Raw genomic sequence first — 20,640 nt, 5'->3', positions numbered from 1 at the left:
GAAGATATTCAACCCTGAATTGACAAACAGATAACCTCATTATCGGATTATGAGGGATAGAACACAGAAAAGTTCCGTGCCGAAAGCGCTGATTTTCGCCGTCAATCGACTCCGTTGCGGCTGGATTTACTGCCACCCCGCCGGAATTTCTTGTAACGCAGGGCCAGTAACAGCAGTGCCAGAACAGCGTAAATAAAGGGCTGCGGCGAAAAGGTTTTTACCGACCACAGATAGTGAATCGGGACCAGAATAACGATCAGATAGACGAAGTTGTGCAACTTTTGCCATTTTGAGCCCAGCTTGCGCTGTGCCCAAAGCGTTGAGGTGGCGGCCAGCGCCAACAGCAGCAGCCAACTGACGATACCGAGCGTCAGATACGGGCGGGTAACCAGTTCGCGCCCCAGCAGGTTGATATTGCTCAACCCCAGTTCCAGCGTCGAATAACTGATCAAGTGTAAGGTGGCCCAGGCAAAACACCACAAGCCCAGCATACGGCGGCAGCGGATCAGCATCGGCTGGCGCGCGTAGCGGGCGAGAGGCGTGACGCATAAGGTCACCAGCAGTAACTTCAGCGCCATTCTGCCGGTAAAGTGCTGAATGTCTTTAGCCGGATCGGCGCTGAACCAGCCCTGATCGACCGCCAGAATCAGCCACAGGAACGGCAGAAAAGCCGCCAGAGTGATAACTACCTTCAGCCAGCGGATATGCGTTGGGGTTAAGCGCACTCAGAAGTTCTCCCGTAAATCCAGGCCACGATATAGCGAGGCAACCTGATCGGCATAGCCATTGAACAGCAGCGTCGGCTGGCGCTGAACGTCCAGAATGCCGCCGGAGCCAATGAAACGCTCGGTGGCCTGTGACCAGCGCGGATGATCGACATGCGGATTCACGTTGGCGTAAAAGCCGTATTCATTGGGGGCCGACAGATTCCAGGTGGTCGGCGGCTGTTCGCGGGTCAGGCTGATCTGCACGATCGACTTGATCCCTTTGAAGCCATATTTCCACGGCGTGATCAGCCGCAAAGGTGCTCCATTCTGCGGCGGCAAGGCTTTGCCATACACACCAACGGTCAGCAGGGCCAGCGGATGCATGGCTTCGTCGAGCCGCAATCCTTCCACATAAGGGTATTTGAGGCCGCCGCCGATAAAGCGATCTTTCTGGCCGGGCATCTGCTCGGGATCGTACAACGTCTTGAAGGCCACATAGCGTGCGTTGCTGTTGGGCTCCGCCAGTTTAAGCAGTTTACCCAGTTCAAAGCCGAGCCAAGGCACCACCATCGACCAGGCTTCCACGCAGCGCATGCGATAAATACGCTGTTCGAGCGGGAAACGCTTCATCAGATCGTCGATATCCAGCGTGATCGGTTTGCCGACCTCACCGTCGATCTGCACCTTCCAGCCTGCGGTTTTTAGAGCACCAGCGTTAGCCGCCGGATCCGCTTTATCCAGACCAAATTCGTAGAAGTTATTGTAGCCGGTGACTTTTTCTTCCGGCGTCAGCGGCAGGTCAGCCTGCCAGATCTCCGGTTTGCTGAACTCCAACGCTTTGCCCGGTGGGGCTTTGGGCCGGTCATTGCCTTTGAACCATGACAGTAAATCGGCTTGCGCAGGGGTGGGTAAAGCCAGAGAGGCGGCGGTAATACCCAATGCCTGGAGCACTTTGCGCCGCTGATAGAACACGCTCTCCGGCGTGACATCGGCTTCGGTGAGTTTTCGTTGTTTGTTCATTATTTGTTCTCCGCAGGTGACGGTCTTAGCATGGCGTGAAAGCCAACGTAATGCGAGAGGTAGGAGGTAAAAATGGATGGCACAAGGCTTAAGGGGACTTTCCCTCTTCCGATGGAAGAGGGAACCGGTATCTGTTATTTCAGCGGATCTTCACTAGCGTACGGCCGGTGACTTGATTGTTCATCAGCGCAGCGGCAGCGGCAGGCACCTCTTCGAGCGGGATCTCCTGCGTTGCTTGCTCATAGAAACTGTCTGGCAGAATGCTGGCCAAGCGTTCCCAGACCGCCTGACGGCGCGGGAAGGGCGTGTGTACCGAATCAATCCCCTGTAGGCGTACATTGCGCAGAATAAAAGGCATTACCGTGGTGGGTAACTGGTAGCCACCCGCCAGACCGCAAGCGGCCACCGTGCCGTTGTAGTTCATCTGGGCCAGAACGCGGGCCAGCAATTTGTCGCCCACCGTATCGATGGCTCCGGCCCACAGCTGTTTTTCCAGCGGGCGTGGTGTGTCGAGATAATCGCTGCGGGGTAAGACTTCTTTAGCGCCGAGCGATTTCAGATAGTCGGTATTGCTGTTGCGGCCGCTGATGGCCGTCACGCTGTAGCCCAGCGCCGCCAGCAGCGCGATGGCGGTGCTGCCCACGCCGCCGCTGGCACCGGTAACCAGAATATCGCCGTCTGCGGGTTTTACCCCACCTTCTTCCAGCGCCATTACGCAAAGCATGGCGGTAAAACCCGCAGTGCCGAGGATCATTGCTTTACGTTCATTCAGCCCAGCAGGCAAAGGGACCAGCCATTCGCCGCAGACACGAGCCTGTTCGGCCAAGCCGCCCCAGTGGTTTTCGCCGACTCCCCAGCCGGTGAGCACCACGCTCTGGCCTGCTTTAAATCGTGGGTCTTTGCTGCTATGCACCCGGCCAGCAAAGTCAATGCCGGGTACCATCGGGAAGTTGCGAATAATCTTGCCTTTGCCGGTGATCGCCAGCGCGTCCTTATAATTAAGGCTGGACCAGTTGACGTCGACCGTCACATCACCCTCAGGCAACCGACCACTGTCGATATCTTTGACCTGCGCCAGGGTTTGATCGTCTTGTTGTTCCAATAACAATGCTCGCATGTCACTCTTCCCCTTGGTTTCATATTTTATATGAATGTTTAAATCGGTTGGGTTTGACTATATGCATAATAAAAATAAGTGTCCTGATAAAGGACAAAAAAATGGTGCTTAATAGTTTTCTTCATCAGCTATGCTTGATAGGTTGGTAAGGATAAGCTGATGCTGGGTAAGGAAAAAAAACGCTTTCTTAATTTTTTAAAATCAGGCTATTACGTTGTACTGAATTCGTTCATGAACAGGGCCTTTATCTATTAAAGGATGATTTTCGTTTAACTATTGCGGACAAGGCTCGGGGATGAGATTTACCACTAAACTCTCTGCATTGATCACCCTGCTCGTTGCCTTGGCTATGTTTCTCATGCTGATGGGGTGCTCTTACAGTTTCTTTTACGTGACTCAAGAGCGTCTTGAGCGCCGTTTCGATGCATTGGCGACTTCTCTCGATCAGGCGATGTTGCATGAGGCTCCTCAGGCACAGGATCACTGGTTGCCGCTGGTCATGCGGCCACTCGGTATCGTTGCCATCAGCGTGGATGCCGGGAAAAGCAATCTTTTTGCCTACCACCTGCCAACGATAAAAATGCCTTGGGAATCGCTTAATGGTTATCGGCAGACTTCGCTGATAATGATGCACCACCCTGGAACCACGCTGAATATCACCTATCTCGATCCTCTCGCCAGCGATGTTCGCTCACTACAGTCTACGGTGGCGGTTACCCTGTCGATCATCATCATGGTGATCATCCTGCTATTAAGCCTGCGCTGGCTACGAGAACAGGCCGACGGTGAAGAGCGTCTTGAGCGCCGTGCTCGGCGTATTCTCAATGGTGAACGTGAAGAAGTGCTCAAGGGGGATGTGCGCGAGTGGCCCGCCAACGTCAGTGGTGCGCTTGACCGTCTACTGGCGGATCTGGCCGAAGCGCGTGAGGAGCGCAACCGTGTCGATACCCTGATCCGCGCCTTTGCCGCACAGGATGCGAAAACCGGCCTTAACAACCGTCTGTTTTTTGATAACCAGCTGACGACGCAATTGGAGGAAGGGGGAGCACACGGCATCGTCATGATGGTGCGCCTGCCTGATTTCGATACGCTGCGTGAAATTCACGGTAACACAGCGGTACAGGAGTTGATGTACTCGTTGGTGAACCTGCTATCGACGTTTGTCATGCGCTATCCTGACGCCTTGCTGGCCCGTTATTTTCACAGCGACTTTACCGTATTGCTGCCGCACCGTACCTTGAAAGAAGCAGACGGCATTGCCGCGCAGTTGATTCACGCTATTGATGCATTACCTTCAACGACGCTTATCGATCGTGAGGCCTTCCTGCATATTGGTATTGTTGCCTATCGTAGCGGGCAAACCACCGAGCAAATTATTGATAACGCCGAGCAAGCCACCCGTAATGCCGCTCTCCAGGGGGAAAACAGCTGGTATGTCTACGACAGCGAGGTGCCAGAGAAGGGGCGCGGTAATGTCAAATGGCGTACCTTGCTCGAACAGGTATTGGCGCGCGGTGGGCCGGGCCTTTATTTGCAACCGGTGATCACGGTGGAAGGCGAAGTGCATCATCGGAAGGTGATGAGCCGCATCCACGACGGCGCGCAGGCATTGTTGCCCGCCGAGTATTTGCCTCTGATCAAACAGTTCGGGCTGGCAGAAAGCTATGATCGCCAGCATGTGGGTCGGATAATTCCGTTATTGGCCCTTTGGCCTGAAGAGACGCTGGCATTTCCGTTGTGTGTCGATTCATTATTACAGCGCAGTTTTCAGCGTTGGGTGCGTGATATGCTGCTACAGTGTGAAAAAAGTTCTCGCCGACGAATTCTGATTGAACTTGCTGAGGCAGAAGTGTGTCAACATATCGACCGTTTGCGTCCGGTGTTACGCTTGTTCTCGGGTTTGGGCTGCCGTTTGGTGGTTTCTCAGGCAGGGTTAACCGTGGTAAGTACCTCTTATATCAAGTCGTTACCGGTGGAGATCGTCAAGCTTCACCCAGGTTTGGTGAGGAGTATTGACCGACGGGATGAGAACCAATTGTTTGTTCAGAGCCTGACTGGAGCCTGTGAAGGGACTCATACGCAGGTTTTCGCCGTGGGCGTGCGTACGCGCAATGAATGGCAGACGCTGAAAGAGTGTGGAATTCTTGGCGGACAGGGCGATTTTTTTGCCTCGCCTGAGCCGATCGATGTCAGTCGTAAAAAATATTCGCGTCGTTATCGTGTTTAACCTGATGACCGGGCAAAAATTGACGTAGAATGGTCCGTCTTTTCCTGTGGGCGTCAATAGGTGCTTAACACCGATGACAATCAGGAAAAATGTTAGATTTTATGAGCTGTGTTACGCCGTCTGGTACGTTGATTTGGTGGGGAACTGAGCCTTTATTGAGGGATTTCAGCCTCCATTCGTTTTCCGTGCATTCGGTCAGAAACAACACAGACTATTTTTCACCGAAGCAGAACATTTTTGCGCCTTGTCGCTGCTTCGTGTGGTTGGTAAAGTAGGCGGATTTTATTTTCCGCCCCCAGCTTGCAGGATTATCCTTTCGTTATGTTTAAGAAATTTCGTGGCATGTTTTCTAATGACTTGTCCATCGACTTGGGTACCGCCAATACCCTGATTTATGTTAAAGGACAAGGCATTGTATTGAATGAACCGTCGGTGGTTGCCATTCGCCAGGATCGTGCCGGTTCACCCAAGAGCGTTGCGGCCGTGGGTCATGACGCCAAACAGATGCTGGGGCGTACGCCTGGCAATATCGCTGCTATTCGTCCGATGAAAGACGGCGTTATTGCCGACTTCTTTGTGACTGAAAAAATGTTGCAGCATTTTATCAAACAGGTTCACAGCAACAGCTTCATGCGCCCAAGTCCGCGTGTGCTGGTTTGCGTTCCCGTTGGGGCAACTCAGGTTGAACGCCGTGCGATCCGTGAGTCCGCTCAGGGTGCAGGCGCACGCGAAGTGTTCCTGATTGAAGAACCTATGGCTGCGGCTATCGGTGCTGGCTTGCCAGTATCGGAAGCAACCGGTTCCATGGTGGTTGATATCGGTGGCGGTACCACTGAAGTGGCGGTGATCTCGCTGAACGGCGTGGTCTACTCCTCTTCTGTGCGTATCGGCGGCGATCGTTTCGATGAAGCCATCATTAATTATGTGCGCCGTAACTACGGTTCACTGATCGGTGAAGCCACCGCAGAGCGTATCAAACACGGTATCGGTTCAGCCTATCCGGATGATGAAGTGCGCGAAATTGAAGTTCGTGGCCGTAACCTGGCCGAAGGTGTGCCGCGTGGCTTCACCATGAACTCCAATGAAATCCTTGAAGCCTTGCAGGAGCCGTTGACCGGTATCGTCAGCGCGGTCATGGTCGCGCTGGAACAGTGCCCGCCAGAACTGGCTTCTGACATCTCCGAGCGTGGTATGGTGTTGACCGGTGGTGGCGCGCTGTTGCGTAACCTGGATCGCCTGCTGATGGAAGAAACCGGGATCCCGGTGGTGGTTGCAGAAGATCCGTTGACCTGTGTGGCACGCGGTGGTGGTAAGGCGTTGGAAATGATCGACATGCATGGCGGCGATTTGTTCAGCGAAGAATAGTCAGCCCCAGATTGGTGGGATCGTATCGGATAACGGTAGTCGCATGGTATCAGGTGCGCTCCCCCCTTTCTGTTGTCGAGGAACTCGCATAATTTATGAAGCCCATTTTTAGCAGGGGGCCTTCCCTGCAACTACGACTTTTTTTGGCAGTGATCGCGGCCATCGCCTTGATCGTTGCCGACAGCCGGCTCGGTACGTTTGCTAAAATACGAAACTACATGGATACCGCCGTCAGCCCTTTTTATTTTTTGGCCAATGGGCCGCGTAAAGTTTTGGACAGCGTTTCAGAAACGCTGGCTACCCGCCAACAGCTTGAGCTGGAAAACCGTGCTTTGCGGCAGGAACTGCTGCTGAAAAACAGCGATATTCTTCTTCTTGGCCAATTCAAGCAGGAAAATGCCCGCTTGCGAGAACTGTTAGGTTCTCCGCTGCGCCAGGACGAACACAAAATGGTCACGCAGGTGATGTCGACCGGTTCCGATCCTTACAGCGATCAGGTGGTGATCGACAAAGGTTCGGATAACGGCGTTTATGAAGGCCAGCCGGTGATCAGTGATAAAGGTGTGGTTGGCCAAGTGGTGGCGGTGGCCAAAATGACCAGCCGCGTCTTGTTGATTTGCGATGCCTCGCATGCGTTGCCGATTCAGGTGTTGCGTAATGATATCCGCGTGATTGCCGCAGGCAGCGGCTGTGCCGACGATCTGCAACTGGAGCATTTACCAGGTAATACCGATATTCGCGTTGGCGACGTGTTGGTCACCTCGGGCTTGGGCGGTCGCTTCCCGGAAGGTTATCCGGTGGCGGTGGTTTCCTCGGTGAAAGTGGATAACCAGCGTGCCTATACGGTGATTCAGGCAAGGCCAACGGCCGGTCTGCAACGCTTGCGTTATCTGTTGCTGCTGTGGGGCGCCGATCGCAATGGCACCTTGCCGCTGCCGCCCGACGAAGTTCATCGCGTCGCGAACGAACGCCTGATGCAGATGATGCCGCAGGTGCTGCCGCCGGCGGATGCCATGGGCCCACCGGCTCCATTACCGGCCACCAGTAACACCGTGCCACCGGCTGCTACCGGGGTAACTACGGGCTCTGGAGCAACACGATGAACCGCTATCGCAGCAACGGGCGTTGGATGATCTGGCTGTCATTTCTTGTGGCGCTGGTGCTGCAGATTATGCCGTGGCCGGAGCAAATCTATATGTTTCGGCCATCCTGGTTGCTGCTGGTTCTGACCTACTGGGTGATGGCGTTGCCGCATCGGGTTAACGTCGGTACCGGCTTTATTCTGGGGTTGGTCATGGATCTGATCCTGGGTTCAACCCTCGGCGTGCGTGCGTTGGCGATGGGTATCATTGCCTATCTGGTAGCCTTTAAATTCCAACTGTTCCGCAATATGGCGCTGTGGCAACAGGCTTTAATTGTGGTGCTGCTGTCGTTGGCGATGGATGTGGTGGTCTTCTGGGCTGAGTTTTTAGTGATCAACGTTTCTTTCCGCCCCGAGGTATTCTGGAGTAGCGTGGTAAACGGTGTGCTCTGGCCGTGGCTGTTCCTGCTGATGCGCAAAATTCGCCGCCAGTTTGCCGTACAATAACAAGGATATACCCAATGAATTTCAAGTTGCTGCTTGAAGGATGAGAGATATATCAATGGTTTCGCTTTATCTTGCATCCGGTTCCCCACGTCGACATGAATTACTGACCCTGCTAGGCGTTCCGTTTGAAATCCTTCTGACACATACCGAAGAACAACGTCGGAGTGGTGAGGGGGCAGAAAACTATGTCTGCCGTCTGGCGCAGGAAAAAGCCGTAGCGGGAGTGGCGCTGGCAACGCAGGATTGGCCGGTGTTGGGTGCGGATACCATTGTGGTGTTGAATGGCCAGATATTGGAAAAGCCACGAGACAAAGAGGATGCCGCACAGATGTTGGCAGCCTTGTCCGGCAAACGGCATCAGGTGATGACCGCCGTGGCGATCGCCGATCGGCATGATGTGTTACGTCAGTTGGTGGTGACGGATGTCGTATTCCGCAGCCTGTCATCACAGGATATTCGCGACTATATTGCAACAGGCGAACCGATGGATAAAGCGGGCGCCTATGGAATTCAAGGAAAGGGTGGTTGTTTCGTCAGAACGATAACCGGGAGTTATCACGCGGTAATGGGGTTACCACTGGTCGAAACACATGAGCTGCTCAGCCATTTTGTCGCATTACGAGATGCAAGAACCGGCCAATAGACTTGCTTGAAAGAGGCAGAGGCAGGCATTATCGACCGGCTCTGAGGAGAAAACATGACAGCTGAGCTACTGGTTAATATCACACCGTCTGAAACGCGAGTTGCTTATATCGACGGTGGTATTCTGCAAGAGATCCACATCGAGCGCGAGGCCAAACGCGGCATCGTCGGCAATATCTATAAAGGGCGTGTCAGCCGGGTGTTACCGGGGATGCAGGCGGCTTTTGTCGATATCGGTCTGGATAAAGCGGCTTTCCTGCACGCCTCCGATATTATGCCGCACACTGAATGCGTTGCCGGTGACGAGCAAAAAAACTTCCATGTCCGGGATATTGCTGAACTGGTGCGCCAAGGGCAGGATCTGATGGTGCAGGTGGTGAAAGATCCGCTGGGCACTAAAGGCGCGCGCCTTACCACCGATATTACCCTGCCTTCGCGCTATCTGGTCTTTATGCCAGGCGCCGCTCATGTCGGTGTTTCCCAACGTATTGAAAGCGAAGCCGAGCGTGAACGCTTGAAACGCGCCGTGGTCGGTTATTGCGACGATCTGGGTGGTTTTATCATCCGCACCGCCGCGGAAGGGATCGGCGAAGAAGAGTTGGCGCAGGACGCTGCCTTCCTCAAACGCTTGTGGACCAAGGTGATGGAGCGTAAAAAACGCAACCAGACCAAATACAAGCTGTATGGTGAACTGGCACTGGCACAGCGTATTCTGCGGGATTTTGCCGGTTCCGCGCTGGATCGGATTCGGGTCGATTCCCGCCTGACGCATGACCAACTGCTGGAATTCACCGGCGAATATATTCCCGATATCACCAACAAGCTGGAGCTGTACACCGGCAGCCAGCCGATTTTCGATCTGTACGATGTAGAAAACGAGATCCAGCGAGCGCTGGAGCGCAAGGTCGAGCTGAAATCCGGTGGCTATTTGATTATTGATCAAACCGAAGCCATGACCACCGTTGATATCAATACCGGTGCTTTTGTTGGTCACCGGAATCTTGATGAAACCATCTTCAATACCAATATCGAGGCGACGCAGGCGATTGCCCGCCAACTGCGGTTGCGTAACCTGGGCGGTATCATCATCATTGATTTCATCGATATGAACAATGAAGAGCACCGCCGCCGGGTATTGCATTCGCTGGAGCAGGCGCTGAGTAAAGATCGTGTGAAAACCACGATCAACGGCTTTTCTCAACTAGGATTAGTTGAGATGACGCGTAAACGTACGCGCGAAAGCATTGAACATGTGCTGTGCAACGACTGCCCAACCTGCAATGGCCGCGGAACGGTAAAAACGGTGGAAACCGTCTGTTATGAGATCATGCGCGAGATTGTGCGTGTACATCATGCTTACGATTCCGATCGCTTCCTGGTTTATGCCTCGGCGGCGGTAGGTGAAGCATTGAAAGGTGAGGAATCACATGCGCTGGCCGAAGTGGAGATCTTCGTCGGTAAGCAGGTTAAAGTGCAGATCGAACCTTTGTACAGCCAAGAACAGTTTGATGTCGTCATGATGTAAGCGTCTCTCCGCCCAATGGGGGCAATGAGTGGCGTTGAACTCTGCCAAGCCTGCTGCTTTATCGGGCCGGTGGAGGGGCAACAGTTAAGAAATTCCCGTTGCCAGGCAGCGGATGCAAGGAGAAATGCGTGAGGCGACTGCCCGGGATCCTGTTAGCCACAGGCGCCATTTTGATTGTTATTGTGGCGTTGCTGATCAGCGGGTTGCGCCTGTTGCTGCCTGAACTGAACAACTATCGCCCTCAATTGCTGGAGAAAGTGCAAGCGCTCTCCGGTGTCCCTATTGAAGCCGATTTTGTTCAGGGCAGTTGGGAAACGTTTGGACCAACGCTGGAAGTCCGCGATATCCGCCTGACCTTGCCAAAAAGCACCATGCAAATTGAGCGGGTGACGCTGGCGCTGGACGTGTGGCAATCTCTGCTGCGTTGGCGCTGGCAGTTCCGCGATCTGACCTTCTACCAGTTGCAGCTCGATCTCAACGCCACGCTTGGCGGCGATGGCAATAATGGTAATACCCTCACGCCCAGCCGGGTCAGCGATCTGTTCCTTTACCAACTGGATCATTTCGATCTGCGCGATAGTCGCATTTCTTTCCTTACGCCGTCAGACTCGCGTGCTGAATTCCACATCCCGCAGCTTACCTGGTTGAACAGCCTGAATCGCCACCGCGCCGAGGGGCAGATTAGCCTGTCCACCCTCAATGGGCAGCACGGTGCGGTGCAGCTACGCCTGGATCTGCGTGATGAACAGGGGTTGTTGAATACCGGTATGGTCTATATGCAGGCCGACGATATCGATATGAAACCCTGGTTTAGCCGCTGGCTGAAAACCAATACCGGTCTGGAAAGTGCTGACTTCAGTCTGGCGGCCTGGTTACAACTGAAGAATGGCGAAATTTATGGCGGTAATGTCTTGCTCAAGCAAGGGGTTGCTCGTTGGTCGGCAGCGAATGCGCCACATCAATTGGATGTGGATAATCTGGCACTGGCGTTGAAGCGCGAAGGCAATGGCTGGCAGGTTAACGTGCCGCAGCTGAATCTGAAAACCGACGGCCAGGCTTGGCCGCCGGGTACTTTGGCGGCGCTGTGGTTGCCGGAAAATAATCAGTTTATCGGGCCAAGTCAGAACGAAGAACTGCGGATCCGTGCGGCCGGGATTCAGCTTGAGCGGCTCGACGCGTTGCTGCCGACTTTTTCTTTCCTCAGCCCGGACACGCTGGATCGTTGGAAAGACCTGCAACCACAGGGCAAACTCCGTGCGCTGGCGCTGGATATCCCGCTGAAACAGCCAGAGAAAACCCGTTTTCAGGCACTGTGGCAGGATTTGAGCTGGCAGCATTGGAAACTGCTGCCGGGAATGAATCATTTCTCGGGTGCGTTATCGGGCAGTGTGGAGCATGGTCGTTTGACGCTGGGCTTGCGTGACAGCACGCTGCCTTACGGCGATATGTTCCGCGCTCCGCTGGAAATTAGCCGTGCGCAGGGGGCATTGACCTGGCAGAACAGTGATAAAGGCTGGGAGTTAGCCGGTAGAGATTTGGATGTAAAAGCCAAATCGCTGTGGGTTAACGGTGATTTCCGTTACCAGCAGCCGGCCAACGGCGGGCCTTGGTTGGATATTCTTGCAGGCATCCGCCTCTATGATGGTGCCGATGCCTGGCGTTATTTCCCCGAACCGCTGATGGGTAAACATCTGGTGGATTACCTCAGCGGCGCCATTCAGGGCGGCCAGGTAGACAATGCTTCACTGATTTATGCCGGTAACCCGCATCAGTTCCCGTATAAACAAAATGACGGTCAGTTCCAGGTTTATGTTCCGCTGCGACATGCCACCTTCGAATTCCAGCCGGAATGGCCAGCGTTGGAGGATTTGGCGATCGATCTTGATTTCGTCAACGATGGTTTGTGGATGAATGCGCCGCAGACTCGGCTGGGCAACGTGGCGGGTAGAAATGTCACCGCCGTGATCCCGGATTATCTGAAGCAAAAGCTGTTCGTCGATGCGGATATCGCCGGGGCCGGGCAGGATATACAAGACTATTTCCAACAGACGCCGCTGGATCACTCAATAGGGGCGGCATTGGATGAACTGCAGGTGGGTGGCAATGTCAGTGGGCGCTTACACCTTGATATCCCGCTGGACGGGGAGTTGGTGACGGCGACAGGCGAAGTGACGCTGCACAACAATTCACTGCTGGTGAAACCACTGGCCAGCCAGTTGGAGAATGTGACCGGTAAATTCCGCTTTAATAACGGTAATCTGGATAGCGATACGCTGGCGGCCAACTGGTTTGGCCAACCGCTGGCCATCAACTTCACCACTCAGGAACAGCCGCAGGATTATAAGGTGAATGTGGCGCTGAAAGGTGACTGGCAACCGGCCAAGCTCGAAGGTATACCGCCAGAGGTGGCAACATCCCTTAAGGGCAGCGCCGCGTGGCAAAGCGAGGTGGCCATCCATCTGCCGCACAAGGGCGAACCCAGCTATGAAGTGGCGGTGAACGCCGATCTGAAAAAAGTGAGCAGTAACTTACCTGCGCCGCTCGATAAACCGGCGGGAGCCGCTTTGCCCGTCAGCGTGAAAGCCAAAGGTGGCTTGCATAGTTTCCTTCTCAGCGGTAACGCGGGTAAGCAAAACCACTTTAACAGCGAATGGCTGCTGGCCGATCAACAGGTAGCGCTAGCCCGTGCCGCGTGGCAAACCGGCGCGAGTGCGGTTCCCGATCTGCCAAAAGACCCCGCGCTGATGCTGAATCTGCCGCCGCTGGATGGCGAACAATGGCTGGCGCTCTTGGCACCGGCGATCAAGCAGAGCGGTGAAGCCGGTAAGGCGGGCAATGTCAGTTTCCCAACCAAGGTTACGCTCAATACGCCGCAACTTTTATTAGGCGGGCAGGCGTGGCACAACCTCCAGCTTGCGGTGGAAAAACAGCTTGGGGGCATGAGCAGCGTCACGGCCAAGGGGAATGAACTTGATGGCAGCCTGAAGATGCCGGATCACGGCCCGTGGCGGCTGGATCTCAGCTTTCTTTATTACAATCCGCAGTTTTCTGACGATAAGAACGCTCCAGGCACTACCAACCCGCTGGCATCTGACAAGATTTCGTTCCAGGGCTGGCCTTCGGTCATGTTGCGCTGCGAGTCATGTTGGGTATTAGGGCAGAAGCTGGGCAAAGTTGAAGCCGATATTAAGCATGACGGTGATTCCCTGGTGCTGACGCACGGCCTGGTGGATACCGGCCAGGGTCGGATGACGGTGTCTGGCCTGTGGAAACAGAACGGCCATGAAGAGCGCAGCGCTCTGGAAGGCAAACTGTTGGGCAGCAAGATCGATCAGACGGCCAGCTTCTTTGGCGTCACTATTCCGCTGAAAGATGCTCCTTATACGATTGATTTTGATCTGCACTGGCATGGCCAGCCGTGGAAACCGCGGCTCGATACGCTGAATGGCACCATGAAGATCGATCTGGGCAAAGGCGAGATTGACAATATCGGCGGTGGCCGCGCTGGCCAGCTGTTGCGGTTGGTGAGTTTTGACGCCCTGCTGCGCAAGTTGCAGTTCGATTTCAGGGATACTTTTGGTAATGGTTTCTACTTTGACTCCATACGCGGCAACATCTTGACGAAAGATGGCATAATGCATACAGATAATTTATTTATTGATGGCTTGGCGGCCGATATTGCCATGAGCGGCCAGATCGATCTGGTACGTCGCCAGATTGAGATGCAGGCGGTGGTTGCGCCGGAACTGTCGGCCACGGTGGGCGTCGCTACGGCGTTTGTGATTAACCCGATTGTCGGTGCGGCGGTGTTTGCCGCCACCAAAGTGCTGGGGCCGTTGTGGAGCAAGATCTCGTTTATTCGCTATGACATCAGCGGTAGTCTGGATCAGCCAAGTATCAATGAGGTGTTGCGTAAGCCAAGAGAGGATAAGGCGCCATGAAAAATGCTAACGTTGCGTTGTTACAACTGTGTAGCGGTGACCAGGTGCGGGATAACCTGGCTCAGATTGAACAGCAAATCAAGCAGCTCAATGCCGGGGTAAAACTGGTCATGACGCCGGAGAATGCCTTGCTGTTCGCCAACTCGGCTGCCTATCGGGAACATGCAGAACAGCAAGGTGACGGGCCGCTGCAACAGGCGGTGCGTGACATGGCTCGGCGTTACGACGTCTGGCTGTTGGTGGGTTCCATGCCTCTGATCAGCCGTGAAGATCCGCAGCGTATTACCACCAGCAGCTTGTTATTTGATAGCCAAGGCGAGATTCGTGCCCGTTACGACAAAATGCATATGTTCGATGTGGATATCAACGATATGCATGCACATTATCGTGAGTCGGATACCTATCAGCATGGCCAGCAGTTGACGGTGGTCGATACCCCCGTTGGGCGCTTGGGCATGACGATATGCTACGATTTACGTTTCCCAGGTTTGTACCAGGCGCTGCGGGCGCAGGGTGCTGAGCTGATCTCGGTGCCAGCGGCATTTACCCGCCTCACCGGCGAGGCGCACTGGGAAATCCTGCTGCGCGCACGGGCGATCGAGAACCAATGTGTGATCCTGGCTCCGGCACAGGTAGGGCGCCATGGTGCAACCCGCCGCACCTGGGGTCACTCCATAGCGGTCGACGGTTGGGGCAATGTGCTGGCAGAAAACGCCGATGCCGTCTCCGCGCTGAAAGTGCGTGTGGATATTGGCGCGTTGAAAACCATTCGCGCCCAGATGCCAGTGATGCAACACAACCGATTCCAGCCGTCGCTGATCGCGCCGGTTGAACCCTCCTCCTCACATCAAGAGTGAAAAACTATGAGCCTGACGTTTGTCAGTGAGCAATTACTCGCTGTAAATAAGCTGAGTCACCAAGACCTGTTCTCCGTATTGGGTCAACTGGCCGAACGCCGCCTCGATTATGCCGATCTCTATTTTCAGTCCAGCTACCATGAGAGCTGGGTGATTGAGGACAGCATTATCAAAGATGGCTCTTACAATATCGATCAGGGCGTTGGCGTGCGCGCCGTCAGCGGTGAGAAAACCGGTTTTGCCTATGCAGACCAGATCACCCTGAATGCCCTAAATCAGAGTGCCCATGCCGCACGCAGTATTGTGCGCGACAGCGGCAATGGCAAAGTCCATACCTTGGGTGAAATCAGCCATCAGGCGCTGTATCCGTTGCTCGATCCGCTGCAAAGCTTGCCGCGCGAAGAGAAAATCGCTTTGCTGCACCGGGTGGATAAAGTGGCGCGCGCCGCAGACAAGCGCGTACAGGAAGTGACGGCCAGTATCACCGGTGTGTATGAACAGATACTGGTGGCAGCTACCGATGGCACACTGGCGGCGGACGTTCGCCCGCTGGTGCGTTTCTCAGTCAGCGTGCTGGTGGAAGAAGACGGCAAGCGCGAGCGCGGTGCCAGCGGCGGCGGTGGCCGTTTCGGCTATGACTATTTCCTGGAGGTGGTTGACGGTGAAGTGCGTGCCGATGCGTTCGCTAAAGAAGCGGTACGCATGGCGCTGATCAATCTCTCTGCCGTTGCCGCCCCCGCTGGCACCATGCCGGTGGTTTTGGGTGCCGGTTGGCCGGGTGTATTGCTGCATGAAGCGGTCGGCCACGGGCTGGAAGGTGATTTCAACCGCCGCGGCACCTCCGTATTCAGCGGCCAGATGGGACAACTGGTGGCTTCCGAACTCTGTACCGTGGTGGATGATGGCACGCTTCAGGGCCGCCGTGGTTCATTGGCGATTGATGATGAAGGGGTGCCAGGCCAGTACAACGTGCTGATCGAAAACGGCATTCTGAAAGGTTACATGCAGGATAAACTCAACGCGCGCCTGATGGGCGTTGCGCCTACCGGAAACGGCCGCCGTGAGTCTTATGCTCATCTGCCGATGCCGCGCATGACCAACACCTATATGCTGGCGGGCAAATCGACGCCGGAAGATATCATTGCCAGCGTCGAATACGGCCTGTATGCGCCGAATTTTGGCGGTGGCCAAGTAGATATCACCTCTGGTAAGTTCGTGTTCTCCACCTCCGAAGCCTATCTGATTGAAAACGGCCGCATCACCAAACCGGTGAAAGGCGCGACGCTGATCGGCTCCGGCATTGAAGCGATGCAGCAAATCTCAATGGTCGGTAACGATCTGGCGCTGGATAAAGGCGTCGGCGTGTGCGGTAAAGAAGGACAAAGCTTGCCGGTCGGCGTCGGCCAACCCACGCTGAAGCTGGATTCATTGACCGTCGGTGGCACAGCGTAACTCGATTTAAACGATGGGATGCGTTTTCTGCATCCATGGGGGCGAAAGCCCCCTTTTTTTTGTGCTGAGTTAAAAATTTCGGAGAGGTATAATTTGCTATCGTTATTACCTGACTGAGATTAAATAAAACAATTAAGTGATTTTTTGGTTTTTTATACTTTTTTTAATGGGAATGAACTTATTTTTCGGCCATTAAAGGTCGTAAAGAACAAAAGTAGATACTTGTCTGATGCAGGGTTACCTGGTTAGAATGCGCCCAAATCATTAAAGTGACTTATCTGAATGGACTCGGTAACTCAACGGATCGCAGCAGTATTGCTGTGTTTATCCTATTCTTCTGGCGCGAGCATCAACATGCTCAGCCTGCCTCCTTCGGTGTTGCTATGAGCAACTTTCAACTTGCTTCTGGCAGCGTTGTCATCCAAATCAATTAATTGATTAAGCTCAGCAGGATAAATATGCCTCATTTGCGGGCCAGCCTCTTCTGTTTGGCGACACAGCCTGTGTCGCTGGTGTCAGCCAATATGCTCTCACCTGCCGCGCCGCAGAATGCGGCGGCCATCGATGCTCAAGAACAAAACCGGCAGCAAGAAAGGGAACGGGTTTTACAGCAGCAAAATACCCCGCAAACCGATGTGCGTCTCACCCGACCAACGGCTTCATTGCCTGATTACCCGGCCGATGAATCGCCGTGCTTTACCATTAATACCTTTACGTTGGTTGGGGACGAAGCCAGCCGTTTCCAATGGGCGCTGGACGCTGCCGATAGCGCGAAAGGCCGCTGCTTAGGGTCGCAAGGGATCCTATTGGTGATCAACAAAGTCCAGAATGCCATTTTGGAACAAGGGTAACCCAGCAGAAGCAGCGGCTGCTGCAAGGTTGGAAAGTGTCCTTGGTCCGTTGGAAAGAGCGCCTGATACAGGTGGAAAAACTGCTGACTTTATTATAAGCAGTGGCTCTAACGCAGGCAAAACGGTTGACTTTATGTACACGACAAAGAGTTTGTCTCAGAAAGAGATTGATGGGATTAACAAATTTTTTGAAAAAACATGACTACCTCCTTAAAAGTGGGAGACATTCCTAGAGGCCAGAAGCAAATTCTTGAGCATCTGGAAAAAGCAGACATAGTTCCTGTTGATTTTACAGTGTTAACACCATCAAACCAGAAGGTTTTTATGGACTACATAAAAACTTTACCTAAAAATCAACAAATTAAAATTATCATTATGAGGTGACTATGGGTTCTTTCGTTAACGTGGGGTATAAGCCACCATATAATGACAGCTATCAAGGAAAAGGTCTTACCGTAGGCCTTAATAGAACATGGTCTAACGCTTTGGAAGTATTGTTTGACGATGCTTTGCAGGAGCGTTATCCCGATATACATGAAAAGATAATGCTGTATTTACCATTAGATCAAATAACGTTAGCTGAGTTAGAAAAAGAAGAATTCAATGTGGCTGTAAAAACTATACGGGAGTGTATTAACAGTCGAATAGAGCCAACCCAAGGCCAATTCATCCAGAAACGTGTATGGGAGGAAGAAATAGAACCTCTTATTCAACAAGATGAACGTTATCAACAACAAAGTTAAGGTAAAAAAACCGGCCAAGTTCAACAGGCTGGGATTGTTTTTTTACGTTTTGAAAACCTCCACTTCCCGCCGCTGCAACCGGAGTACACCGAGCGCAGCGGTCACTTCCAGTTGTTCCGCATCGATAATGCCGGACTCGGTAAGCCAGTCGCCGCCGATAATCATCTCGCCGTTCTCCCGCACCCAATCCGCCCCTAAATCTTGCCGGTGTTGGCTGGGTATACTCGGCCCATCCTAGGCCTCGCCCCTTCGGGGTCGCTGCAAGCAGCGTTCAACTTTGCCAGTGGCAAAGTTGTCGCACAGCGCTTCCCAGGTGGCCTCGTCGGTGACGACAGTGATCCAGAGCTGGTGATGCTGGCGCGTCAGTTGTAACGGCGTGCCGCAGGTAAAACCGAGTGTCGCCAGCGTATCACCTGCCAATATCAGCTCCAGGATCGGTTCAGGGGTAAAGGTGACGTTCATAAGTTATCCTCCGTGGCTGGCGCGGTGCGGATAATCAGTTGGCCGTGTTCGGCGGTAATACTCACCGGTTGGCCCTTCGTAAAACCCACTGTTCCAGCCATCTTCCCTTGATGGTCAGTTGCGGCAGTGGGTTCGGCCTGCACACACAGGCGCAGACGGTGCATCTGCGCCTAAAGAACGTTGCCATATTCTCTAACTATTACACCGTCGCCGTACTCTGATCCGAGCCATTAACGGTGACGTCAATCAGTGCTGGGGCTTGCAGGCCCGCCAGTTCAGGCTCAGGTGCTGATAGCTGCGGTGTACCCGCTTTCCCCGATTGCACGCCCAGGTTGTAAACCACCGTAGCAACCCCTGCGGGATCGCGCGCGGTGGTTCCAAAACTGGAATGGCGCACGTTGATATTTTCAATGACGCAGTTTTCTCCCGGCGCACTGCTTGCGGCGGCCAGATCGGGGGCATAGATATTGATAAATATCGGTGCGTTGGAAGGCCCACATTGGAAGCCGCTGACGTAGATATCGCGCATCTCATAGTTGCGCGTTCCGCCTGTATTCTGCTGGGGGCTGGCATAGCCGTTGTAGTTACCATCCAGCAGGATCGCACCGTAGAGGTTATTAGCGGTTGACGTACCGGCAGGCACGTTGATATTACGCATGTAGATATTGCGGATGTAGCCACCAATCCCACTATTACTTTTCAGACGTAGTGCAGCATATAAATTGGTACTGCTCATGGTGATGTTTTGCGCATAAACGTTATAGACGCCGCCAGAAATTTCACTGCCCAGCGTTACGCCACCATGCCCTTCGGCCATTTTGCAGTTTTGTATCACGATATTGTAAGAAGGGCGCGGGCCACCGGTGCCGTCAGGAGAGAAGTTGAAACCATCTCCGCCACGGCCAGACTTGATGGCGATGCAGTCGTCACCGGTGTTAAAGGTACAGCCATCGATCAGCACGCCTGAACAACAGACCGGATCGCAGCCGTCGTTGTTGGTGCCAAGGCTTTCGGCAGTCACCCCACGTACCGTCACATTAGTGCACAGCACCGGAGCCACTATCCACATGGGTGAGCGGGTGAAGGTAACGCCTTCAATCAGGACGACTTCGCACTCCCAGAAACCGACAAAGTTGGGCCGCAAAAAGCTCATCTTGCCGCTGTCTGCATTGGGCCCGAAGGTAGGTGTGTTGCCCAGTACCCGCTCGCTCCAGGGCAGGTAGCTTTGCTCGTCAGCACTGTTTTTCAATGCGTCACTTTCGGCTGCCTGATTACCGGAGATGATGGGATCGGCGTTGCTTGGATCGTTGCCATAAGTAGTAGAACCTTTCCATGGCCACCACGCCGTTTTGCTAGCCTGCCCGTCAAATGTCCCTAATCCGGTTACAGCAATATTGTTCGCCTGATAGGCATACAAAAATGGCGAGTAGTTGTAGCAGGGATTAGCCTCGAAGTGCGTCAGCACGGTGGGGTAAAACGCCGGATCAGTTCCAAACAATACGGTGGTATCAGCACTCTCAAGATACAGGTTAACGTTAGAAAGCAGGGTGATAGGGCCATTCACTAACCAGGTACCTGATGGCACGACGACGCGGCCACCCCCGGCATCATGGCAGGCCTGAATAGCCGCGGTAAAAGCACTCAAACAGTCATCGGTGCCTCCAGACAGGGCACCGTAGGTGGTTATCGAAAAATCTCGTGTGGGGAAAACCGGTAGGCGAATGTCGTTAATAATCTTCTGTACGGCGGCATCATCCCAATAGGGGTCTGCAGGGACAGGCGGTTTATTATCTTTACCATGCGATATTGACGTACTGCTCCAATCATTACAGGCTGAAAGTATAAAAGGTGATAGTACGGTCGATAATACAAAGGTCCTACGCTTCATGAAAACTCCCTTTGATAAAAAGATATATCCTTCATGGATTTCAAGATGCAGCAACACATTGAGGTGAGTACAGTCAATGTATCTGTAACGCTAATTACTGTTGGCGTAATTAAACGTATTCTCAGACCCTGGTAACGTTAGAAAATTATATTAAATGGATTAATAACTAAATTTTATTATTTTATTGTTGCTTTATTCATTACTCTGACGAGCGTAAAAATATCTTCTGCGTGATCAATATGCCCCGGTATTAAC

Annotated in this window: 19 protein-coding genes and 1 pseudogene; 13 read left to right on the top strand and 7 right to left on the bottom strand. The window is 53.5% G+C overall.

All coding sequences use genetic code 11. The annotated features are described in order from the left end of the window. Positions 1–101: 101 nt before the first annotated feature. From msrQ to acuI, 3 genes are all read right to left on the bottom strand, one after another. Positions 102–725, bottom strand: coding sequence for a protein-methionine-sulfoxide reductase heme-binding subunit MsrQ (msrQ, locus tag AC2A1E_RS16045; RefSeq protein ID WP_484384573.1), 624 nt, complete (start codon positions 723–725; stop codon positions 102–104). Continuing rightward, a complete protein-coding gene (msrP, locus tag AC2A1E_RS16040) occupies positions 726–1,727 on the bottom strand; it encodes a protein-methionine-sulfoxide reductase catalytic subunit MsrP (RefSeq protein WP_484384572.1) in 1,002 nt (333 codons plus the stop codon). It lies immediately after the preceding gene. A gap of 139 nt (positions 1,728–1,866) precedes the next feature. Then, positions 1,867–2,844 carry an acrylyl-CoA reductase (NADPH) gene (gene acuI / locus AC2A1E_RS16035; RefSeq protein ID WP_484384571.1) on the bottom strand — a complete coding sequence of 326 codons (978 nt, stop codon included), beginning with the start codon at positions 2,842–2,844 and terminating at the stop codon, positions 1,867–1,869. Positions 2,845–3,139: 295 nt separating this feature from the next. Between acuI and csrD the strand changes: the two genes are divergently transcribed. From csrD to AC2A1E_RS15970, 13 genes are all read left to right on the top strand, one after another. Beyond that, positions 3,140–5,071 (top strand): RNase E specificity factor CsrD, encoded by a 1,932-nt coding sequence (gene csrD, locus AC2A1E_RS16030; protein ID WP_484384570.1) that lies wholly within the window; start codon positions 3,140–3,142, stop codon positions 5,069–5,071. 321 nt (positions 5,072–5,392) lie between these two features. After that, on the top strand, positions 5,393–6,436 hold the full coding sequence (mreB, locus tag AC2A1E_RS16025) for a rod shape-determining protein MreB (RefSeq protein WP_021180765.1): 1,044 nt from the start codon (positions 5,393–5,395) through the stop codon (positions 6,434–6,436). Positions 6,437–6,531: 95 nt separating this feature from the next. Continuing rightward, a complete protein-coding gene (mreC, locus tag AC2A1E_RS16020; protein WP_484384569.1) occupies positions 6,532–7,539 on the top strand; it encodes a rod shape-determining protein MreC in 1,008 nt (335 codons plus the stop codon). Continuing rightward, the gene (gene mreD / locus AC2A1E_RS16015) at positions 7,536–8,024 is read left to right on the top strand and encodes a rod shape-determining protein MreD (RefSeq protein WP_459400235.1); all 489 of its coding nucleotides are present in this window, start codon (positions 7,536–7,538) and stop codon (positions 8,022–8,024) included. Before mreC ends, mreD begins: the two co-directional genes overlap by 4 nt. Before the next feature lie 55 nt (positions 8,025–8,079). Next, entirely contained in the window at positions 8,080–8,667 is a 588-nt protein-coding gene (locus tag AC2A1E_RS16010; protein ID WP_484384568.1) for a Maf family protein, read from the top strand. Positions 8,668–8,721: 54 nt separating this feature from the next. Beyond that, complete coding sequence (gene rng / locus AC2A1E_RS16005) at positions 8,722–10,191, top strand: ribonuclease G (protein ID WP_459400233.1); 1,470 nt, start codon at positions 8,722–8,724, stop codon at positions 10,189–10,191. Positions 10,192–10,319: 128 nt separating this feature from the next. Then, entirely contained in the window at positions 10,320–14,132 is a 3,813-nt protein-coding gene (gene yhdP, locus AC2A1E_RS16000; RefSeq protein WP_484384567.1) for an AsmA2 domain-containing protein YhdP, read from the top strand. Beyond that, positions 14,129–14,989, top strand: coding sequence for a deaminated glutathione amidase (gene nit1 / locus AC2A1E_RS15995; protein ID WP_484384566.1), 861 nt, complete (start codon positions 14,129–14,131; stop codon positions 14,987–14,989). Before yhdP ends, nit1 begins: the two co-directional genes overlap by 4 nt. Positions 14,990–14,995: 6 nt before the next feature. Then, the gene (tldD, locus tag AC2A1E_RS15990; RefSeq protein ID WP_459400230.1) at positions 14,996–16,441 is read left to right on the top strand and encodes a metalloprotease TldD; all 1,446 of its coding nucleotides are present in this window, start codon (positions 14,996–14,998) and stop codon (positions 16,439–16,441) included. 458 nt (positions 16,442–16,899) lie between these two features. Then, positions 16,900–17,292 carry a hypothetical protein gene (locus AC2A1E_RS15985; protein WP_484384565.1) on the top strand — a complete coding sequence of 131 codons (393 nt, stop codon included), beginning with the start codon at positions 16,900–16,902 and terminating at the stop codon, positions 17,290–17,292. Next, entirely contained in the window at positions 17,270–17,494 is a 225-nt protein-coding gene (locus tag AC2A1E_RS15980; RefSeq protein ID WP_484384564.1) for a hypothetical protein, read from the top strand. Before AC2A1E_RS15985 ends, AC2A1E_RS15980 begins: the two co-directional genes overlap by 23 nt. Continuing rightward, complete coding sequence (locus tag AC2A1E_RS15975) at positions 17,491–17,676, top strand: hypothetical protein (RefSeq protein ID WP_484384563.1); 186 nt, start codon at positions 17,491–17,493, stop codon at positions 17,674–17,676. Before AC2A1E_RS15980 ends, AC2A1E_RS15975 begins: the two co-directional genes overlap by 4 nt. 2 nt (positions 17,677–17,678) lie before the next feature. After that, positions 17,679–18,035 (top strand): hypothetical protein, encoded by a 357-nt coding sequence (locus AC2A1E_RS15970; protein WP_484384562.1) that lies wholly within the window; start codon positions 17,679–17,681, stop codon positions 18,033–18,035. 42 nt (positions 18,036–18,077) lie between these two features. Here the strand turns inward: AC2A1E_RS15970 and AC2A1E_RS15965 are convergent, their stop codons facing one another. The 4 genes and pseudogenes from AC2A1E_RS15965 to AC2A1E_RS15950 all read right to left on the bottom strand — a co-directional run bounded on the left by AC2A1E_RS15965 (position 18,078) and on the right by AC2A1E_RS15950 (position 20,142). Then, positions 18,078–18,218: a hypothetical protein gene (locus tag AC2A1E_RS15965; RefSeq protein WP_484384561.1), complete on the bottom strand. Its 141-nt coding sequence runs from the start codon at positions 18,216–18,218 to the stop codon at positions 18,078–18,080. A gap of 51 nt (positions 18,219–18,269) precedes the next feature. After that, entirely contained in the window at positions 18,270–18,497 is a 228-nt protein-coding gene (locus AC2A1E_RS15960; protein WP_484384560.1) for a hypothetical protein, read from the bottom strand. Continuing rightward, a pseudogene (locus AC2A1E_RS15955) lies at positions 18,494–18,636 on the bottom strand (SymE family type I addiction module toxin); the annotation flags it as partial. The gene AC2A1E_RS15960 and the pseudogene AC2A1E_RS15955, both read right to left, overlap by 4 nt. 60 nt (positions 18,637–18,696) lie before the next feature. Beyond that, complete coding sequence (locus AC2A1E_RS15950) at positions 18,697–20,142, bottom strand: glycoside hydrolase family 28 protein (protein WP_484384559.1); 1,446 nt, start codon at positions 20,140–20,142, stop codon at positions 18,697–18,699. Positions 20,143–20,640 lie beyond the last annotated feature (498 nt).

The organism is Serratia sp. HNCC26DJ206, assembly GCF_057180605.1.
Note: the sequence above shows the minus strand (reverse complement) of the source record. Positions and strands in the feature narration are given on the sequence as shown.

Coding starts and splice junctions, on each gene's coding strand:
- mreC (WP_484384569.1), top strand. CDS start 6,532: ATGAAGCCCATTTTTAGCAGGGGGCCTTCCCTGCAACTACGACTTTTT.
- AC2A1E_RS15970 (WP_484384562.1), top strand. CDS start 17,679: ATGGGTTCTTTCGTTAACGTGGGGTATAAGCCACCATATAATGACAGC.
- AC2A1E_RS15980 (WP_484384564.1), top strand. CDS start 17,270: ATGCCATTTTGGAACAAGGGTAACCCAGCAGAAGCAGCGGCTGCTGCA.
- AC2A1E_RS15960 (WP_484384560.1), bottom strand. CDS start 18,497: ATGAACGTCACCTTTACCCCTGAACCGATCCTGGAGCTGATATTGGCA.
- mreD (WP_459400235.1), top strand. CDS start 7,536: ATGAACCGCTATCGCAGCAACGGGCGTTGGATGATCTGGCTGTCATTT.
- AC2A1E_RS15975 (WP_484384563.1), top strand. CDS start 17,491: ATGACTACCTCCTTAAAAGTGGGAGACATTCCTAGAGGCCAGAAGCAA.
- rng (WP_459400233.1), top strand. CDS start 8,722: ATGACAGCTGAGCTACTGGTTAATATCACACCGTCTGAAACGCGAGTT.
- tldD (WP_459400230.1), top strand. CDS start 14,996: ATGAGCCTGACGTTTGTCAGTGAGCAATTACTCGCTGTAAATAAGCTG.
- acuI (WP_484384571.1), bottom strand. CDS start 2,844: ATGCGAGCATTGTTATTGGAACAACAAGACGATCAAACCCTGGCGCAG.
- msrP (WP_484384572.1), bottom strand. CDS start 1,727: ATGAACAAACAACGAAAACTCACCGAAGCCGATGTCACGCCGGAGAGC.
- csrD (WP_484384570.1), top strand. CDS start 3,140: ATGAGATTTACCACTAAACTCTCTGCATTGATCACCCTGCTCGTTGCC.
- mreB (WP_021180765.1), top strand. CDS start 5,393: ATGTTTAAGAAATTTCGTGGCATGTTTTCTAATGACTTGTCCATCGAC.
- AC2A1E_RS15985 (WP_484384565.1), top strand. CDS start 16,900: ATGCCTCATTTGCGGGCCAGCCTCTTCTGTTTGGCGACACAGCCTGTG.
- nit1 (WP_484384566.1), top strand. CDS start 14,129: ATGAAAAATGCTAACGTTGCGTTGTTACAACTGTGTAGCGGTGACCAG.
- AC2A1E_RS16010 (WP_484384568.1), top strand. CDS start 8,080: ATGGTTTCGCTTTATCTTGCATCCGGTTCCCCACGTCGACATGAATTA.